We start from the raw sequence: 16,144 nt of genomic DNA on the forward strand, positions 1-16,144 counted from the left end.
CGTGGGAACAAGGCGTTCCCGCGCGGATGAGGCTTCGCCGCGCAGGTCTAGTCCGCCGCCGTCGACGCGGCGGACTACGGCCTCCAGCCTTCAGCCGCCTTCCGCGCGCGCGGCTTGGCTGCGGTCTTTGCAGTGCCGCTCTTGGATGCGGGCTTGGCCTTGGCGGCCGCCGGCTTCTTGGCCGTGCTCGCCTTCTTGGCCTCCCCAGTGCCATCGCTCGTCTTCGCCGCGGCCTTACTGGCGCGCGTGCGTGTGGGCCGCGCAGGTGCCGAACCGGCTTTCGCGGCGAGCAGGGGAAGCGCCTGTTCGAGCGTTACGGTCTCGGCCGGCATGTCTTTCGGCAGTGTCGCATTGACCTTGCCGTGATTCACATAGGGTCCGAAGCGTCCGGGCCGAACCGTGACCATACCGCCCAGCGTCGGATGCTCGCCGATCTCGCGCCCCGCCGGCGTGCCGCGACGACCCGGACCGCGATTCTGCTTATCCGCGATCAGCGCCACCGCACGGTTGAGGCCGATGGTGAGCACGTCGTCATTGGCGTCGAGATTGGCGTAGGTCTTGCCGCTCTGCACATAAGGGCCAAACCGGCCGATGCCGGCGAGAATAGGGTCGCCGCTGTCCGGATTACGACCGATCTCGCGCGGCAGGGACAGCAGTGCCAGCGCGGTTTCGAGGTCGACATCGGTTGGCGCAAGGCCCTTTGGCAAGCTGGAGCGCTTGGGCTTTTCGCCATCCTTGGCCTCGCCGAGCTGCAGATAGGTGCCGAAGCGCCCGTCGCGCAGCGAAACCTCCAGCCCCGTCTCGGGATCCGTGCCAAGCATCCGGGTACCCCCGGCGCCCTGCGCATCTCCGTCGCCGCCCTCGTTCTGCATGGCGAGTGGGCGGGTGTATTTGCATTCGGGGTAGTTCGAGCAGCCAATGAAGGCGCCGAACTTGCCCATCTTGAGCGACAAACGCCCGGTGCCACAGGTCGGGCAGATCCGCGGGTCGGCGCCGTCCTCGCGCGGCGGGAAGACGTGGGCGGTCAGCATCTCGTCGAGAGCCGAGAGCACCTCGGAGACACGCAGATCCTTGATCTCGCCGACTGCTGCTGCGAAGTCGCGCCAGAAATCGCGCAGCACGTCCTTCCAGTCGAGCTCGGCGGCGGAGATGCGGTCGAGCTTCTCTTCGAGGTCTGCGGTGAAGTCATATTCGACGTAGCGGTCGAAAAAACTCTCGAGGAAAGCCGTGACGAGCCGGCCCTTGTCCTCGGGTACCAGACGGCGCTTGTCGAGCCGGACATATTCACGGTCGCGCAGCACGCCGATGACGGAGGCGTAGGTCGAGGGCCGCCCGATGCCCAGCTCTTCCATGCGCTTGACGAGCGAGGCTTCCGAATAGCGCGGAGGCGGCTCGGTGAAATGCTGGTCGGTCTTGATGCCCCTGTTCGCCAGCGCCTCACCGGCCTCCATCGCGGGCAGGCGGCGGTTTTCCTCGTCGTCTCCCTCGGCGGCGTCGTCCCGGCCTTCACGGTAGAGGGTGAGGAAGCCGTCAAACTTCACAACCGAACCGGTCGCGCGCAATTCGAGGTTGCGTCCGCCGGCGTGGGCCGAGATGTCGACCGTGGTGCGCTCGATTTCGGCCGATTCCATCTGGCTTGCGATGGTGCGCAACCAGATGAGCTCATAGAGCTTCGCCTGGTCCGGTTCGAGCTGCCGAGCGACATCCTTCGGCCGACGCGTGAGGTCGGTCGGGCGCACGGCTTCGTGGGCCTCCTGCGCGTTCTTCGCTTTTGCGGTGTATTTGCGCGGAGCGGACGGCACGTAGCGTGGGCCGTAGTCACGGCCGATCACCGAACGCGCGGCGGATACCGCCTCGGGTGCCATGTCCACGCCGTCGGTACGCATATAGGTGATGAGACCCACCGTCTCGCCGCCGATATCGATGCCCTCGTAGAGGCGCTGGGCGACGCGCATGGTGGTCGCCGGGGCGAGGCCCAGCTTACGGCTCGCTTCCTGCTGCAGCGTGGAGGTGGTGAAGGGCGGGTAGGGGTGCCGGCGGCCGGGCTTGGCCTCCACGCTCTCCACCTTGAAATTCGCCGCTTCAAGCGCCTGTCGGAAAGCGGCGGCTTCCTCCGCCGTGCCAACATCCAGCCGGCCGATTTTCTTGCCGTCGGCGCCGACGAGCCGAGCCTCGAAGGTTTCCTGACGGGGCGTGGCGAGGGCGGCGGCAATGGACCAGTATTCGCGGGTAACGAAGGTTTCGATCTCGCGCTCGCGGTCGCACACGAGGCGAAGTGACACCGATTGCACGCGGCCGGCCGAACGCGCGCCCGGCAGCTTGCGCCACAGCACGGGAGAGAGCGTGAAGCCCACGAGATAATCGAGCGCTCGGCGCGCGAGATAGGCGTCGACCAGCGCCGCGTCGATCATGCGCGGGTTCTTCATCGCTTCGGTCACCGCCTGCTTGGTGATGGCGTTGAACACCACGCGGGAGATGGGCTGGTCCTTGAGCGCGCGCTTTTCCTTCAGGATCTCCAGCACGTGCCAGGAGATGGCCTCGCCCTCGCGGTCAGGGTCGGTGGCGAGGATCAGGCCGTCGGCGGCCTTCACGGCGCGGGCGATGTCGGCAAGGCGCTTCTGCGCCTTGGGATCGACATCCCAGAGCATGCGGAAATCCTGCTCGGGGTCGACCGAGCCATCCTTGGCCGGCAGGTCGCGCACATGGCCATATGAGGCGATCACCTCATAGTCCGGGCCGAGATACTTGTTGATCGTCTTCGCCTTGGCAGGCGATTCGACGATGACGACCTGCATGCGCGTCCGCCATGTCCAGTGATTGGGAATGGATCCCGTGAGAAGGCCGGGAAAATGGGGGACCGCTTGGCCCGTGTCAAATGGCCGACCTCATTTGTGCGCGGCCTGGCGACATCCGGGCAACACCACCCGTCGGTTTGTGTCGTGCATAAAACTAATGGTTGTGTTTATTCATATTTGATCGCTAAGGTAGCGCGACAGGGATCGAAATGGTATGGTCCCGCATCTGAGTATGGTCGGGTTGAAGGCGAATGACGGGACAGGTCGAGGATCGATACGCGACGGCCCAGTACATTGCGAGCCTCGTCAGCGAACTCTCTCAGATCGCGAAGAAGCAGCGGTTCGACATGCTGCATTACCTGCTGCAGATGGCATGGCAGGAAGCGCGTGGCCTCACCGAGACGCCGGCGGTGGAGGATCGGTTGCATGGCGGCCCGGCAGAGCGTCGCTCGCGCTGACGCCGGGCGACCGGGCGATCTCCCTTGCCGCGCAACGCGGGTTCACGCCTTCAGCGCCACGCGCCCGGCCTGCCGCTCCAGCCGTCCGGCCAGTTCGAGCTCCAGCAGGATGACCTGAACGTCCGCGGTACGAGCTCCCGACAGGGCCACGAGATCATCCACCGGCACCGGCGTCGGGCCGAGAAGCTGGAGGATGCGCAGCCGCGCATCCTCGCTCGGCTCGCTGTCGTCGATCCCGATATCGGGCTCATCCATGTCCTTCGGCGCCGGCGGACGCTCCAGCATGGGCAGCAGTTCCTCGATCACGTCCTCAGCGCTGCGTGTGAGCGTCGCGCCCTCCCGAATCAACCGGTTGGCTCCCGCCGCACGAGGATCGAGCGGAGAGCCCGGCACGGCGAAGACGAGGCGCCCCTGTTCACCCGCAAGCCGCGCAGTGATCAGGGAGCCCGAGCGTTCCGCCGCTTCCACGATGACCGTGCCCAGTGCCACACCGGACACCAGCCGGTTGCGGCGGGGAAAATCCTGCGATCGTGGCGTCCACCCCATCGGCATCTCGGTGACGACCACGCCATCGGCGAGGATCCGTTCGAGGAGCGGCAGGTTCTCGGGTGGATAGGGCTTGTCATGACCACCGGCCAGCACGGCGAGCGTACCGGTGGCAAGGCTGGCGTCATGCGCCGCCGCGTCGATGCCGCGGGCAAGACCCGAGGCAATGACCCAGCCGGCGAGGCCGAGGTCGCGGGCGATCCGGGCCGTCATGGTTCGCCCCGCAGCGGAGGCGTTGCGTGAACCGACGATAGCGACCATGGGTCGGCGCAGGAGATTGATCCGCCCGCGCACCGCGAGGAGGGGCGGGGCATCGTCGGGTTCGCGCAGCGCGGCGGGATAGTCCGCCTCGCCCAGTGCGACGAAGCGTCCACCCAGCCGGTCGAGCGTCGTCATTTCGCGCTCCACCTCGTCGATGGATGGAATGCGCGGGGGCACCAGCCTTCCGCCACGACGGGCGAGATTCGGCAGGGCCTCAAGCGCCGCCGCGGCGCCGCCGAAGCGGTTGATCAGGCTACGAAAGGTGCGTGGGCCGACATTCTCGGTGCGGATCAGGCGCAGCCAGTCGCGGCGCTGGATATCGTCGAGCCGCACGCCGGAAGCCGGGGATGGCGGAAGCGCTGTGGACATGCGGCGACCCGTCCCGTCACTTCTTTCCGATCTTGCCTTCAGTACCCGCCAGGAGACGCCGGATGTTGGCGGCGTGCTTCATCCACAGCATCCCGGTGAGGATGGCGAGCAGCAGCCCGGTCTGCGTCCCGGCGAAGAAGGCCCCGGCGGCTACGGTTGCTACGCTGGCGGTCAGTGCCGAGAGCGAGGAATAGCGCAGCGCATAGGCGAGGGCGAGCCACACCACGGCGAAGACCAGTGCCGCCGGCCATGCGAGGGCGATGGTGACGCCGAGAAAGGTCGCGACGCCCTTGCCGCCGCGAAAGCCCAGCCAGACAGGGTAGAGATGGCCGAGAAAGGCGCCCAGCGCAGCCACCAGTGCAGCCTGCTCGCCATAAAGGTAGCGCGCCAGAAGCACGGCGAACGTCCCTTTCAGCGCATCGCCCAACAGCGTCGCTGCAGCGAGCCCCTTGCGGCCCGTGCGCAGCACGTTGGTGGCGCCGATATTGCCGGAACCGATGCTGCGGATGTCCTCGGTACCTGCCGCCCGCGTCAGCAGCAGGCCGAAGGGGATGGAGCCAAGGAGATAGCCGATCGCCAGTGCGATGAAGCCCGGGACCAGCGGCAGCGACCAGTTCATAGAAAGCCTTCCATCGGCGCCGTCGGGCGATCAAACGTATTCATACACCGTCCGCCCGGCAACCAGCGTGCGCACTACCCGACCTTCGAAGCGGGCCTCGTCGAACGGCGTGTTGCGGCAGCGCGATTTCAGCAGGGCGGCATCGAGAACCCAGGCCTCGTCGGGCGCGATCACGGCGATGTCCGCCACCGCACCGGGACGCAGGGTTCCCGCATCGAGGCCGAGGAGCTGCGCGGGACGCGTCGACATGGCGCGTATCAGCGTCATCAGGCTCACCGTGCCGCTTCCGACGAGTCGCAGGCCGGCGGCGAGCATCGTTTCCAGCCCGATGGCACCGAAGGCGGCCTCGGAGAAAGGCAGGCGCTTGACCTCGACGTCTTGCGGGTTGTGATCGGAGACGACGACGTCGATCAGGCCTTCGGCCAGCGCGCGCACCAGCACCTCGCGATCGGGCTCGCTGCGGAGCGGCGGGGCAACCTTGAAAAAGGTCCGGTAGCCGACCACATCGCGCTCGTTCAGGCAGAGATGGTTGATCGAGGCGGAGGCAGTCACCGCATGGCCCTCATCCTTCGCCCGCCTCAGCACGTCGAGTGATTCGGGGCAGGTAAGGGAGGCCGCGTGGTAGCGTCCGCCGGTGATCGCCGCGAGACGCACATCGCGTTCGAAGACGATGGTTTCCGCCGCTTTCGGCGTGCCGCCGAGACCGAGGCGCGAGGCGAGTTCGCCTTCGTTCATCACCCCGCTGCCGGTCAGAGTCGCGTCTTCGGTGTGGTGGACGATCAGCGCATCGAAGTCGCGGCCATAGGTCAGCGCCCGGCGCAGCACCTGCGCGGAGGCGATGGAATGGGCGGCGTCGGTGAAGGCGACCGCGCCGGCCGAGGCCAGGAGGCCGATCTGCGTCATCTCGCGGCCTTCGAGCCCCTTGGTGAGCGCGGCCATCGGGTGCACATGGACGATGGCCGTGTCGCGGGCGCGGCGCTTCACGAAATCGACAATGGCGGGATCGTCGATTACCGGATCGGTGTCGGGCTGGCAGACGATCGTCGTGACACCGCCGGCGGCAGCGGCCTGGCTGGCGGAGGCCAGCGTTTCGCGATGCTCGGCGCCGGGTTCGCCGATAAAGGCACGCATGTCGACGAGGCCGGGAACCACCATGAGGCCCGAGCAATCGACGATCTCGGTGCCGTCCGGCAGGCCGGTATTGCCGAGATTGGCGGCGATGTCCTTCACCACGCCATCGGCCACCAGCACGTCGGCAGGACGGTCGAGATCACGCGAGGGATCGAGGACGCGCCCACGGGCGAGCAGGATCGGGCGATCGTCACGCATTGGGCAGGTTCCTCGACAGCGCGTCCAGCACCGCCATGCGCACGGCGACACCCATCTCCACCTGTTCGCGGATCAGCGACTGGGCACCGTCCGCGACCGCCGAATCGATCTCGACCCCGCGATTCATCGGGCCCGGATGCATCACCAGCGCATCCGGCTTCGCGAGGCGCAGCTTGGCCTCGTCGAGGCCCCAGTAGTGGAAATATTCCTTCACCGACGGCACGAACGAGCCGCTCATCCGCTCGCGCTGGAGACGCAGCATCATCACGATGTCCACGTCCTCGAGCCCGGCGCGCATGTCGCGATACACATCGACGCCGAAGCGCTCGATCTCCTTGGGCAGCAGGGTCGAGGGGCCGATCACCCGCACCCGCGCACCCATGGTGTGCAGCAGCAGGATGTTGGAGCGCGCGACGCGGGAATGCAGGATGTCGCCGCAGATCGCGACGGTCAGTCCCTCGATCCGGCCCTTATTGCGGCGGATGGTGAGCGCGTCGAGCAGCGCCTGTGTGGGGTGCTCATGCGCGCCATCGCCCGCATTCACCACGGCGCAGTCGACCTTGCGGGCGAGGAGTTCCACGGCGCCCGAGGCACTGTGCCGCACGATCAGCATGTCGGGATGCATCGCGTTCAGCGTCGCCGCGGTGTCGATCAGGGTCTCGCCCTTCTTCACCGAGGAATTGCCGATCGACATATTCATCACATCCGCCCCGAGTCGCTTGCCGGCGAGCTCGAAGGAGGATTGCGTCCGTGTGGACGCTTCGAAGAACAGGTTGATCTGGGTACGGCCCCTGAGGGTCGCCCGCTTCTTCTCCACCTGCCGGTTGAGCGTTACGAACTCCTCGGCAAGGTCGAGAAGTCCGGTGATCTCTTCGGCGGACAGGCCCTCGATGCCGAGCAGGTGCCGGCGCGAAAGGCTGAAGGATGCTGTCGGGTTCGATGTCATATCGAAGTCGGCTGGTTAGACGCTGCACGGCCGCGGCGCAAGCCATTAGGCTTCATCGAGATGCCTTTCCGCCTTGCGGCATGTGGAAAGGGAACCACGCGGGACATGCCGCGTTTCCCAACGTCAATTCGGCGCCCGACCAGTAGCGGATTTCGCCGAATATGGGCCATGAAAGAGTCACGGTCTATTCAGACGGCGTTCACCCGATCCGGCACAGGATTGTATCCAGTCAGGTCCAGACGGCGCTGATGAAGGAGTAGTTCCCATGATGAATTCGCGTTTCGGCAAGGCGCTTGCCGGTGCCGGCGTTGCTGCCGTCCTTGTCGGCGCGCTTGCCGCGCCGGCCTCGGCCGGTCCGCTCGGGGCGGTGAATATCGGGGCGGCCCCGATGGTCCCCGCCCAGCTCGATCAGGTGCGCTGCAATGGCTGCGCGGTTGCCGGCGGTCTTGCCGCCGGACTGCTGGCGGGTGGTCTCATCGCAGGCGCAGCCGCGGCCGACCCCTACGGTCCGCCCCCGCCGGCCTATTATCCCCCGCCTCCGCCGCCGCCGGCCTATTACGCTCCGCCCCCGCCGCGCGCCTATGCCTATGGCCGCTGCTGGGTCCAGACCGGCCCGTATCAGGGCGATGGTTATTACGGCCGTTGCTGACGACCGAATCCATTTTTCTGAGAAAATGGCCATAGTCCGTTGATTTATAGATAAGACTGGATGCGCTCTACCGCCGCGATGACCATAGGCATGGTGATCGCGGCGGAAAGTGTTTGCAGCGTCAGCATCTCGGCGAGCAATGGTGCGTCTCCGCCCATCTGTCGCGCCAGCACATAGCCATTCGGCGCCGAAGGAACGGAGGCCGCAACGGCGACGACGGTAAGGTCCACGCCGCTCAGACCACAGGCGAGCCCAAGTGCCACGGCAAGAATCGGCAGCACCACAAGCTTGAGCGCGCAGGAGACGAACGTCGCGCGATGCGGGTGCCGAAGGCTGCGCAAATCGAGCCCCGCGCCCACCACCAGAAGCCCCAGCGCCAGGGACGAGCGACCGAGGATGTCACCGAAGGTCATCAGCACCGGTGGGATCGGCAGGTGAATGGCATTGATGATGGCCCCTGCCGCGCAGGACCAGATGAACGGATTGCGGAGAACCTGCGCCATCATGTTGGTCCATCCGGGGGCGGCATTGCGGCCGTGACGGGCCAGCACCATGACGCTCATCGTGTTCAGCGTCGGAATCATCACGGTCAGCGCGACCGCTGCGACCGCAAGTCCCGCCGGTCCCGCGAGGCTGCCGGAGACGGCGAGGCCGACATAGGTGTTCCAGCGCAGGGCGCCCTGGAACAGCGAGGTGTAGCTCGGGCCCGACAGCCGCAGCCGTCGACACCACCAATCGCGCGTGAAAATCAGCGCCGTACCCATGAGCGCGATGGCGCCGAGCAGGGCGATGCACACGCCCAGAACCGCAACGCCGCCGAGATCGGCGCGCGCGATGCTGATGACTAAAAGTGCAGGAAAAAGAATGTAGTAGCTCAGTCGCTCAAGCGCCGCCCAGTGGACATCGTCGGGCAGGAGACTGCGGCGCAGTACGGCGCCGAGCCCGATGATGAGGAAGACCGGGAGCAGCGCCGACAGCACGTTCCCCATGATGCGTCGCCTTCAGCGGGCCGCCGCGAGATGGCGCAGCCGATCGATCGCGCCTTGCAGGATGAAGGCGGCGGCGTGCAGGTCGATCACCGCGGCGCGCTTGGTGCGGCTGACGTCGGCGCCGATCAGGTCGCGCTCCACGGCGGCGGTGGAAAGCCTTTCATCCCAAAGACATATCGGCAGAACGGTCAGCTTGGCGAGATTGCGCGCGAAGGCGCGGGTGGCCTGGGCGCGGGGGCCTTCGGTGCCGTCCATGTTCAGCGGCAGGCCGAGCACCAGCCCGACGGCATTGCGGGCCTGCGCCAGCGCCAGCAGCTTGCCGGCATCGGGCGTAAACTGTTTGCGGGCAATGGTTTCCACACCCGTCGCGATCGTCCGGTCGGGATCGCAGCTCGCCACGCCGATGGTCTTGGTGCCGAGGTCGAGGCCGATCAGCGTGCCGCGCGCGGGGAGTATGCCGAGGGCGTCGGCGAGCGGCAGGACGGGGGCGGGGGGCGTGGCTGTCATGCGCCTGCGCTAGCACGGACGCGGGCGGCGCGCCATCGCCGCGGAATGCCGCGTAAGGCGCGGTCCGATGAGTGCAGTGTGGTGGATGATGAGTCCAGCCACGCGGCCCGCGCTCCGTGGATGGTGAGCGACGTCTCCCTTGTGTCGCGAACGGCGCGCCCTATTGTCGCCCTCCGAACCCGCAACGGAGATGCCGATGAAGATCACCTGGTACGGTCATGCCGCCTTTCGGCTCGATTTCGCGGACAAGGTCGTGCTCATCGACCCGTTCCTGTCCGGCAACCCCGGCTTCAAGTCGAGCCGCGACGTCGCCATTCTCGGCACCACCCACATCCTGCTCACCCACGGCCATGGCGACCATGTCGGGGACACCGTCTCCATCGCCGAGGCGACGGGGGCCGCGGTTGTTGCCAATGCCGACCTTGCGAACTGGCTCGGCGCGCAGGGCGTGAAGAGCCTGCAGCCGATGAACACCGGCGGCACCATCGAACTCGACGGCTTCACCGTCACCATGGTCCGCGCCGACCATTCCTCCGGTCAGCTGGTGGATGGCGCCTCGGTCTATCTCGGCAACCCGAACGGGCTCATCGTCCATGCCCCCGGGGAGCCGACCGTGTGGCACATGGGCGATACCGACATCTTCTCCGACATGGGGCTGATCGCGGAGATCCACCAGCCGGAGATCGCGCTGGTGCCGATCGGAGACCGGTTCACCATGGGGCCCCGCACCGCGGCGCTTGCGGTGCGGCGCTATCTGCCGGGCCTCACCATCGTCCCGTGCCACTACGCCTCCTTCCCGCCGCTGGTGAAGGATCCGGCCGGCTTCGTCGATCTCGTCGGCGGGGAAGCCACCGTCAAGGTGCTGGAGAGCGGCACGCCGGTCGATTTCGCCAAGCCCTGAGCGGGTCGTGAAGATTCCCGGCCCTGCTTCGAACGGGGCCGGGAATGTCCTTTTTCAGAACGGGTTGGCGCCGATTCCTGCCATGCGGTCTTCGCTGCCGGCGCCATGCAGGTCCTGCCGCGCGGCTGCGATCTGGCGGGCCATCAGCGCGGCGATGAAGCCGTGGGATGCCCGGACCAGAGCCGGCGTGGCGATGAAACCCAGTCGCGGATCGGGCCGGACGACCAGCCCGGCGTCTTCGGCGGTTTCCAGCAGCTTCTGCACATGCGAGCGCGAGACCCCGAAGGAGCGTGCCAGCCCCGCCACGCTCATCGGCGCCGCCCCATAGGCCGTCTCCAGCAGAGCGAGCGGGATGATGGCGCCCATGTTGCGATCCGTGAGTGCCGACAATTCGGGGGTGGCATCGGCGGCGCGCCAGCCCTGATAGATCGGCGCCAGCAGAGCGCGGACATAGGCGGCGGCGAAGCGCGAATCGTGAAAACGGCGTGAGGCGCCGCGCAGGTCCGGCGCGATCTCGGCCAGGACCGCGAACAGCGCCTCCCAGCGGGTGCGGTGAAGCGCCATCAGCTTTTCCGTGACCATGAGGCGACGCCGCCGCCGGTCGTCATCTGGCACGGGCGCAAGTAGCCCGAACAGCCGCAGCGTGGCGAGAAAGGCATCGACGCGGCCGGCGCTGCACAGCCCGAGCCTGGCGGCCTCCGCCTTCATTTCGGTCGAGGTGAAACCGATCGGCGCGTTTTCGCGATGGGTGAAGTCGACGACGAGCAGGCCGAGGCAGAAGCGGCCGCGATCGCTGATGATCTGGTTGACGATGAACCGCCCGCGATAGCTGTCCGCGATCACCGTCGCGGCCTGGCGGGCGGTGGCGCAGAACCGCGGATGGGCCATGATCTCGCTGCGCAACGCCGCATCGACGGAAACGCTGTCCGGCAACGCCGGACGGATGTCCGATCCCGCTTCCCAAGCGTGCGCCGGCAGAAGCGCGACGGGCAGCGCAGGCTGGAATGGGGCGGTCACCGCATTCTCCTTCCGTATGTCAGGCTATCCAAAAGAATCGTGTTCATGCTTCAAAAGGATAATACCCGCAGCACTTATGGGTGGCGTCTCGCATGGGCGGCCGGAACAAGCAAGCGTGCGCGGGAGGCCGTTTGACAGGAGCCTGTCGCAGCGGGGCGTGCGTTCGGCGGGAGGTGCCGCGTCGGGGCGTCGCCTTCACCCATGCGGGTGCGACGATGGCGGTGATGCCATGTCGGGGGGCAGCCCGGACGGTCTCGATGGCGTCCCATTTCGGCGGATGGTAAGCTGCTCCCGTATCCGCCCGGCCCTGCGCGCCTCTTGCGCCGTTCCGGGCTCCGTCCTGCGTCGGGAGAAACCGGTGTCCGCTCGCCTGATGTTCACACGCCGCCTCGCGGCCGGGTTCGCCGTCCTGACGCTGACCGGCCTTGCCGCCGCTCCGGCCCTTGCCGACCGCAAGGGGGCCGATGCCTGCGCCGGGAAGCTCTCCGGCGACGGACGCATGATCTACGACCAGTCGGTGGACAGGATCGCCGCGGGTGCGGATGTCGAGGATGTGGTGACCGAGGTCACCAAATCGCTGGCCTATGGCGGCAAGATCGGCCGCCTCAGCGCCCGCAGCAATGCGGAGGCCGCGGGCGCCTGCCTGGTGAAGATCGGGCCCTGACGGACATTGACCGAGGCCCGGACGTTTTCGGGCACGATGGCCTTCCGGTTCCCTGTGCCTTTGCCGTCATTCTGGACACGCCGCAGGCGCGATCCGAAGATCGCGCGCGGTCGCGAGGGCCCTATGCGCGAGCAGCGTCGCCCCGGGTGCGGGCGATCCCGGCTCTGCCGCTGCGCCTCCGGCCGGGAGGACGAGGCAGCGAGCGCTTGCCTCCGGCTGGAGTGGTGGCCGGCGCCGCCTTTCCTGCACCCGATCCCGCCCTCGCGCGTTGCGGTGCGGCGCGCGGCCCTGCTATAGGGCGCGCGATTGGTTTCATGTTTTCAGGATGTCGGGATGTCGGTCGATCAGGCGACGGTTCGGCGCGTGGCGCATCTGGCGCGTATCGCGGTGACGGACGACGAGGTGGCCCATCTGCAGGGTGAGCTGAACGCCATCCTCGCCTTCGTGGACGAGCTGGCGCAGGTGAACGTGGACGGCGTCGAGCCGATGACCAGCGTAACCCCGATGCAGCTTCCGCTGCGGGCGGACGTCGTGAATGACGGCGACTGCGCCGCCAAGGTGCTCGCCAATGCCCCGCTGGCCGAGGACGGCTTCTACGCGGTGCCCAAGGTGGTGGAGTGATCCCGATGTCGAACGAACTCACCCGCCTGACGCTGACCGCCGCCCGCGAAGGCCTCGCGCAGGGCCGCTTCTCCGCCGTGGAGCTGACCGAGGCCTATCTCGGCGCCATCGATTCCTCGGCCGCGCTCAACGCCTATGTGCTGGCGACGCACGACAAGGCGCGCGCCATGGCGCAGACGAGCGACGAGCGCCGCGCGCAGGGCGATGTCGGACCGCTGGAGGGCATCCCGCTCGGCGTGAAGGACAACTACGCCACCGACACCGTGCGCACGACCGCGGGTTCGAAGATCCTCGGCAATTTCGTGCCGCCTTATGAATCGACCGTCACCGGCAAGCTCTGGGCGGACGGCGCGGTGCTGCTCGGCAAACTGAACCAGGACGAGTTCGCCATGGGCTCCTCCACCGAATCGAGCGCCTTCGGCCCGACGGTGAACCCCTGGCGCAAGACCGGCTCGACCACGAAGCTGGTACCCGGCGGCTCTTCCGGCGGCTCGGCGGCGGCGGTCGCGGCGCAGCTCTGCGCCGGCGCGGCGGGCACCGACACCGGCGGCTCGATCCGCCAGCCGGCGGCCTTCACCGGCACCGTCGGAATCAAGCCGACCTATGGCCGCTGCTCGCGCTGGGGCATCATTGCCTATGCCTCCTCGCTGGACCAGGCTGGCCCGCTCGCCCGCTCGGTGAACGATGCGGCGATCCTGCTGCGCTCCATGGCCGGGCACGACCCGAAGGATTCGACGTCAGCCCCGATCGCGGTGCCGGACTACGAGGCCGCGGTCGGCGCCTCTGTGAGGGGCAAGCGCATCGGCATCCCGGTTGAGTACCGGGTGGACGGCATGTCATCCGAGATCGCCATGCTGTGGGATCGCGGCGCGCAGATGCTGCGCGACGCCGGCGCCGAGGTTGTCGAGATCAGCCTGCCGCACACGAAATATGCGCTGCCGGCCTATTACATCGTGGCGCTGGCGGAGGCCTCCTCCAATCTCGCCCGTTATGACGGCGTGCGCTATGGCGAGCGCGTCGCGGGGCGGGACATCGTCGAGATGTACGAGAAGACCCGCGCCGCCGGCTTCGGCCCGGAGGTGCGCCGGCGCATCATGATCGGCACCTATGTGCTCTCCGCCGGCTATTACGACGCCTATTACGTGCGCGCGCAGAAGGTGCGCACCCTGATCAAGCGCGACTTCGAGAACGCCTTCGCCGAGGGCATCGACGCGGTGCTGGCCCCGGCGACGCCGTCCCCGGCCTTCGGCATCGGCGAGAAGTCGGGCGCCGATCCGGTCGAGATGTATCTGCAGGACGTATTCACCGTGACGCTGAACATGGCCGGCCTGCCGGGCATCTCGGTGCCGGCGGGGCTGTCCTCGGAAGGGCTGCCGCTCGGCCTGCAGCTCATCGGCCGGCCCTTCGGCGAGGAAGGCCTGTTCTCGCTGGCGCAGGTGATCGAGGAAGCCGCCGGCCGCTTCCCCGTTCCCGAGGCGTGGTGGGCGTGATGGTACGGCCGCTGCCCGAGGAGGAGCGGCCGCTGGCGCCGTTCCGCGCCGAGATCGACGCCATCGACGCCGAGATCGTCACCCTGCTGGCCCGCCGCTTCGAGGTGGTGCAGCAGGTGGTGGAAGTGAAGAAGGCGGAGGGCCTCGCCGCCCTGCTGCCCGAGCGCGTCGAGGACGTGGTCGAGAAGGTGCGCGCCGAGGCCGAGACCAAGGGCGTGCCGCCCGAGCTGGCCGAGACGCTGTGGCGGCACATGATCGCCTTCGTCATCGCCTATGAGGAGGAGCGGCTGGGCTGAGGCTCGCCGCGTCCTCCCAACGCCGCATGGACGGCGCTGCGGCGGCGTGCTTTAGAGCGCGCGTTTTCTTTCAAGGCGCTTTCCCGTGTTCCTGCCCGAGATCATGGCCGTCGGCGCGGCCGCCTGCATCGCGCTCAGCGCCATGTTCATCAGCGAGCTGAACGGAAGGGTGGGGCTGTTCCGGCTCACCCGCTGGCAGATGAGCGCGGCCTTCCTGATGACCAGCGCGCTCGCCTCCCTGCTGGGAGGATGGGGCAGCATCAGCCTGCACGGCTTGGGGCTGCTGGCGGCGTCCAGCGTGTTCGGCATCATGATCGCCACGACGGCCTATTTCGCCACGATCTATGCTGCCGGCCCGCGCGTGACGGCGCTGCTGTTCTCGCTGACCTCGCCCTTTGCGCTGGCGTTGGGCTATGTGGTGTTCGGCGAGACCGTGACATTGCGCCAAAGCGTGGGCGTCGTGCTGGTGTTGAGCGGGGTGGCGCTGGCGATTCGTGCGCGCAGCCCTGCGCCGGCGGTCGCCGCGGCGGCGGCGGATGCGCCGCCCGTGCCGGCCCCGGCGCGCGCGCGGGTGAACTGGACCGGCATCGGGCTCGGCGTGCTCACGGCCTTCGGGCAGGCGCTGGGCAATCTGTTCGCGCGCCCGGCCATGGCGGCGGGGGTGGAGCCCTTCGCGGCGATGGCGGTGCGCTCGGGGCTCGCGGCAGCCTTTTTTCTGGCGCTGGCGGTGTTTCCCTTCGCCCGTACCGACCGCTCGCCGGTCAAGGCGCGCAATGTGGGCCTGGCGGTGACCTCCGCGCTGTTCGGCACCGTGCTCGGCATGTCGCTGCTGATGGCGGCGCTGCGCGAGGGCGATGTCGGGGTGATCTCGACACTGTCCTCCATGGCACCTGTCGTGATCCTGCCGATGGTGTGGATCCGCACGCGCACCGCCCCGCGGCCGATGGCCTGGCTGGGGGCGGGCGTGGCGATCCTTGGCACGGCGTTCATCAGTATCGGGTGAGGCGGCGCCTCAGCCGCCGTGACGCTGCTCGCAGAAGCGGATGCGGTTGGCGAAGGGGTCGGTGACCTCCATCTGGATGCCCCAGTCCAAGCGGTCGAGCCCGGGACGCATCTGCGGGTTATCCTTCGCCGTCAGTTCGGCGTGGAACAGGGCGATCTGCTCCATGCCGACGAACACGGTCGCGCCCGGGGTGGCGTCGCCGTGATGGGCGGACAGATGCAGCAGCAGTCCGGCCCGCGAGACCTGCGCATAGAGCGGCGCATCGGGGGCGAAGCGATGCTCCCAGTCCAGCCGGAAGCCGAGAAAATCCAGATAGAAGGCACGGGCCTTCGCCTCGTCGAAGATGCGCAGCACCGGGCAGGTGCGCAGGAAGCGCGGGGCGCCGGGCGGTACTTGCTCCGGCACCAGTGCGGCGAGGTGGTTCCAGTCCCGGCAGCCGAACTGGCGGGCGACGAGATCGAGGGCCTGGCCGTGGGCGATGGCGATGCCGCGCTCGGCCAGCGTGCCGCGCAGAACGGCGGCGAGGGCCTTGGCGTCGTCGCGCGAGGCGACATGGGTGTTCAGGGGTGGCGGCATGGTGCGTTCCGCGTCTGCGGCGGTGCGGGAGGTCAGTGCTCGCATTGCTGACGGCATCGCCGGTGGGACGGGGACGACGACTGGGGGAATGTGGTGCGTTCACCATGC

At 67.9% G+C, this 16,144-nt stretch carries 17 protein-coding genes; 8 read left to right on the plus strand and 9 right to left on the minus strand.

The annotated features are described in order from the left end of the window. Nucleotides 1-74: 74 nt before the first annotated feature. Nucleotides 75-2,795 carry a type I DNA topoisomerase gene (gene topA, locus MWN34_RS11815; protein ID WP_247029455.1) on the minus strand — a complete coding sequence of 907 codons (2,721 nt, stop codon included), beginning with the start codon at nt 2,793-2,795 and terminating at the stop codon, nt 75-77. 251 nt (nt 2,796-3,046) lie between these two features. Here topA and MWN34_RS11820 point away from each other — a divergent pair, with 251 nt between their 5' ends. After that, on the plus strand, nt 3,047-3,253 hold the full coding sequence (locus MWN34_RS11820) for a hypothetical protein (protein ID WP_247029457.1): 207 nt from the start codon (nt 3,047-3,049) through the stop codon (nt 3,251-3,253). A gap of 42 nt (nt 3,254-3,295) precedes the next feature. On the opposite strand, the gene dprA is transcribed toward MWN34_RS11820, so the two are convergent. Genes dprA through MWN34_RS11840 form a run of 4 tightly spaced genes read right to left on the minus strand, consistent with a single transcriptional unit; the run spans nt 3,296 to nt 7,323 of the window. Then, complete coding sequence (dprA, locus tag MWN34_RS11825) at nt 3,296-4,429, minus strand: DNA-processing protein DprA (RefSeq protein WP_247029458.1); 1,134 nt, start codon at nt 4,427-4,429, stop codon at nt 3,296-3,298. A 16-nt stretch (nt 4,430-4,445) separates the two neighbouring features. Next, entirely contained in the window at nt 4,446-5,048 is a 603-nt protein-coding gene (gene plsY, locus MWN34_RS11830; RefSeq protein WP_247029460.1) for a glycerol-3-phosphate 1-O-acyltransferase PlsY, read from the minus strand. A 30-nt stretch (nt 5,049-5,078) separates the two neighbouring features. Further along, entirely contained in the window at nt 5,079-6,377 is a 1,299-nt protein-coding gene (locus MWN34_RS11835) for a dihydroorotase (RefSeq protein ID WP_247029462.1), read from the minus strand. Then, the gene (locus MWN34_RS11840) at nt 6,370-7,323 is read right to left on the minus strand and encodes an aspartate carbamoyltransferase catalytic subunit (protein ID WP_247029464.1); all 954 of its coding nucleotides are present in this window, start codon (nt 7,321-7,323) and stop codon (nt 6,370-6,372) included. The genes MWN34_RS11835 and MWN34_RS11840 overlap by 8 nt, the downstream gene beginning before the upstream one ends. Before the next feature lie 265 nt (nt 7,324-7,588). Here MWN34_RS11840 and MWN34_RS11845 point away from each other — a divergent pair, with 265 nt between their 5' ends. Next, the gene (locus tag MWN34_RS11845; protein ID WP_247029465.1) at nt 7,589-7,972 is read left to right on the plus strand and encodes a hypothetical protein; all 384 of its coding nucleotides are present in this window, start codon (nt 7,589-7,591) and stop codon (nt 7,970-7,972) included. 44 nt (nt 7,973-8,016) lie between these two features. Here the strand turns inward: MWN34_RS11845 and MWN34_RS11850 are convergent, their stop codons facing one another. Both MWN34_RS11850 and ruvX read right to left on the minus strand, forming a co-directional pair. After that, nucleotides 8,017-8,961, minus strand: coding sequence for an AEC family transporter (locus tag MWN34_RS11850; RefSeq protein WP_247029466.1), 945 nt, complete (start codon nt 8,959-8,961; stop codon nt 8,017-8,019). A 12-nt stretch (nt 8,962-8,973) separates the two neighbouring features. Further along, nucleotides 8,974-9,468 (minus strand): Holliday junction resolvase RuvX, encoded by a 495-nt coding sequence (ruvX, locus tag MWN34_RS11855; RefSeq protein WP_247029467.1) that lies wholly within the window; start codon nt 9,466-9,468, stop codon nt 8,974-8,976. 196 nt (nt 9,469-9,664) lie between these two features. On the opposite strand from ruvX, the gene MWN34_RS11860 reads away from it, so the two are divergent. After that, nucleotides 9,665-10,369: a metal-dependent hydrolase gene (locus MWN34_RS11860; RefSeq protein ID WP_247029468.1), complete on the plus strand. Its 705-nt coding sequence runs from the start codon at nt 9,665-9,667 to the stop codon at nt 10,367-10,369. Nucleotides 10,370-10,423: 54 nt separating this feature from the next. On the opposite strand, the gene MWN34_RS11865 is transcribed toward MWN34_RS11860, so the two are convergent. Next, nucleotides 10,424-11,386: a helix-turn-helix domain-containing protein gene (locus MWN34_RS11865; protein WP_247029469.1), complete on the minus strand. Its 963-nt coding sequence runs from the start codon at nt 11,384-11,386 to the stop codon at nt 10,424-10,426. Nucleotides 11,387-11,744: 358 nt separating this feature from the next. Here MWN34_RS11865 and MWN34_RS11870 point away from each other — a divergent pair, with 358 nt between their 5' ends. The 5 genes from MWN34_RS11870 (at nt 11,745) to MWN34_RS11890 (ending at nt 15,460) form a co-directional block, all read left to right on the plus strand. Beyond that, nucleotides 11,745-12,050: a hypothetical protein gene (locus tag MWN34_RS11870; RefSeq protein ID WP_247029471.1), complete on the plus strand. Its 306-nt coding sequence runs from the start codon at nt 11,745-11,747 to the stop codon at nt 12,048-12,050. Between the two features lie 333 nt (nt 12,051-12,383). Beyond that, nucleotides 12,384-12,671, plus strand: coding sequence for an Asp-tRNA(Asn)/Glu-tRNA(Gln) amidotransferase subunit GatC (gatC, locus tag MWN34_RS11875; RefSeq protein ID WP_247029472.1), 288 nt, complete (start codon nt 12,384-12,386; stop codon nt 12,669-12,671). Between the two features lie 5 nt (nt 12,672-12,676). Next, nucleotides 12,677-14,161 (plus strand): Asp-tRNA(Asn)/Glu-tRNA(Gln) amidotransferase subunit GatA, encoded by a 1,485-nt coding sequence (gene gatA, locus MWN34_RS11880; RefSeq protein ID WP_247029474.1) that lies wholly within the window; start codon nt 12,677-12,679, stop codon nt 14,159-14,161. Continuing rightward, the gene (locus MWN34_RS11885) at nt 14,161-14,457 is read left to right on the plus strand and encodes a chorismate mutase (protein WP_247029476.1); all 297 of its coding nucleotides are present in this window, start codon (nt 14,161-14,163) and stop codon (nt 14,455-14,457) included. Before gatA ends, MWN34_RS11885 begins: the two co-directional genes overlap by 1 nt. An 85-nt stretch (nt 14,458-14,542) precedes the next feature. After that, nucleotides 14,543-15,460, plus strand: coding sequence for an EamA family transporter (locus tag MWN34_RS11890; protein WP_247029478.1), 918 nt, complete (start codon nt 14,543-14,545; stop codon nt 15,458-15,460). A 9-nt stretch (nt 15,461-15,469) separates the two neighbouring features. Here the strand turns inward: MWN34_RS11890 and MWN34_RS11895 are convergent, their stop codons facing one another. After that, nucleotides 15,470-16,036 (minus strand): glyoxalase superfamily protein, encoded by a 567-nt coding sequence (locus MWN34_RS11895; protein WP_247029480.1) that lies wholly within the window; start codon nt 16,034-16,036, stop codon nt 15,470-15,472. Between the last annotated feature and the right edge of the window lie 108 nt (nt 16,037-16,144).

Origin of the sequence: Ancylobacter crimeensis, from assembly GCF_023016805.1 — a bacterium.
GTDB classification, from domain to species: domain Bacteria; phylum Pseudomonadota; class Alphaproteobacteria; order Rhizobiales; family Xanthobacteraceae; genus Ancylobacter; species Ancylobacter crimeensis.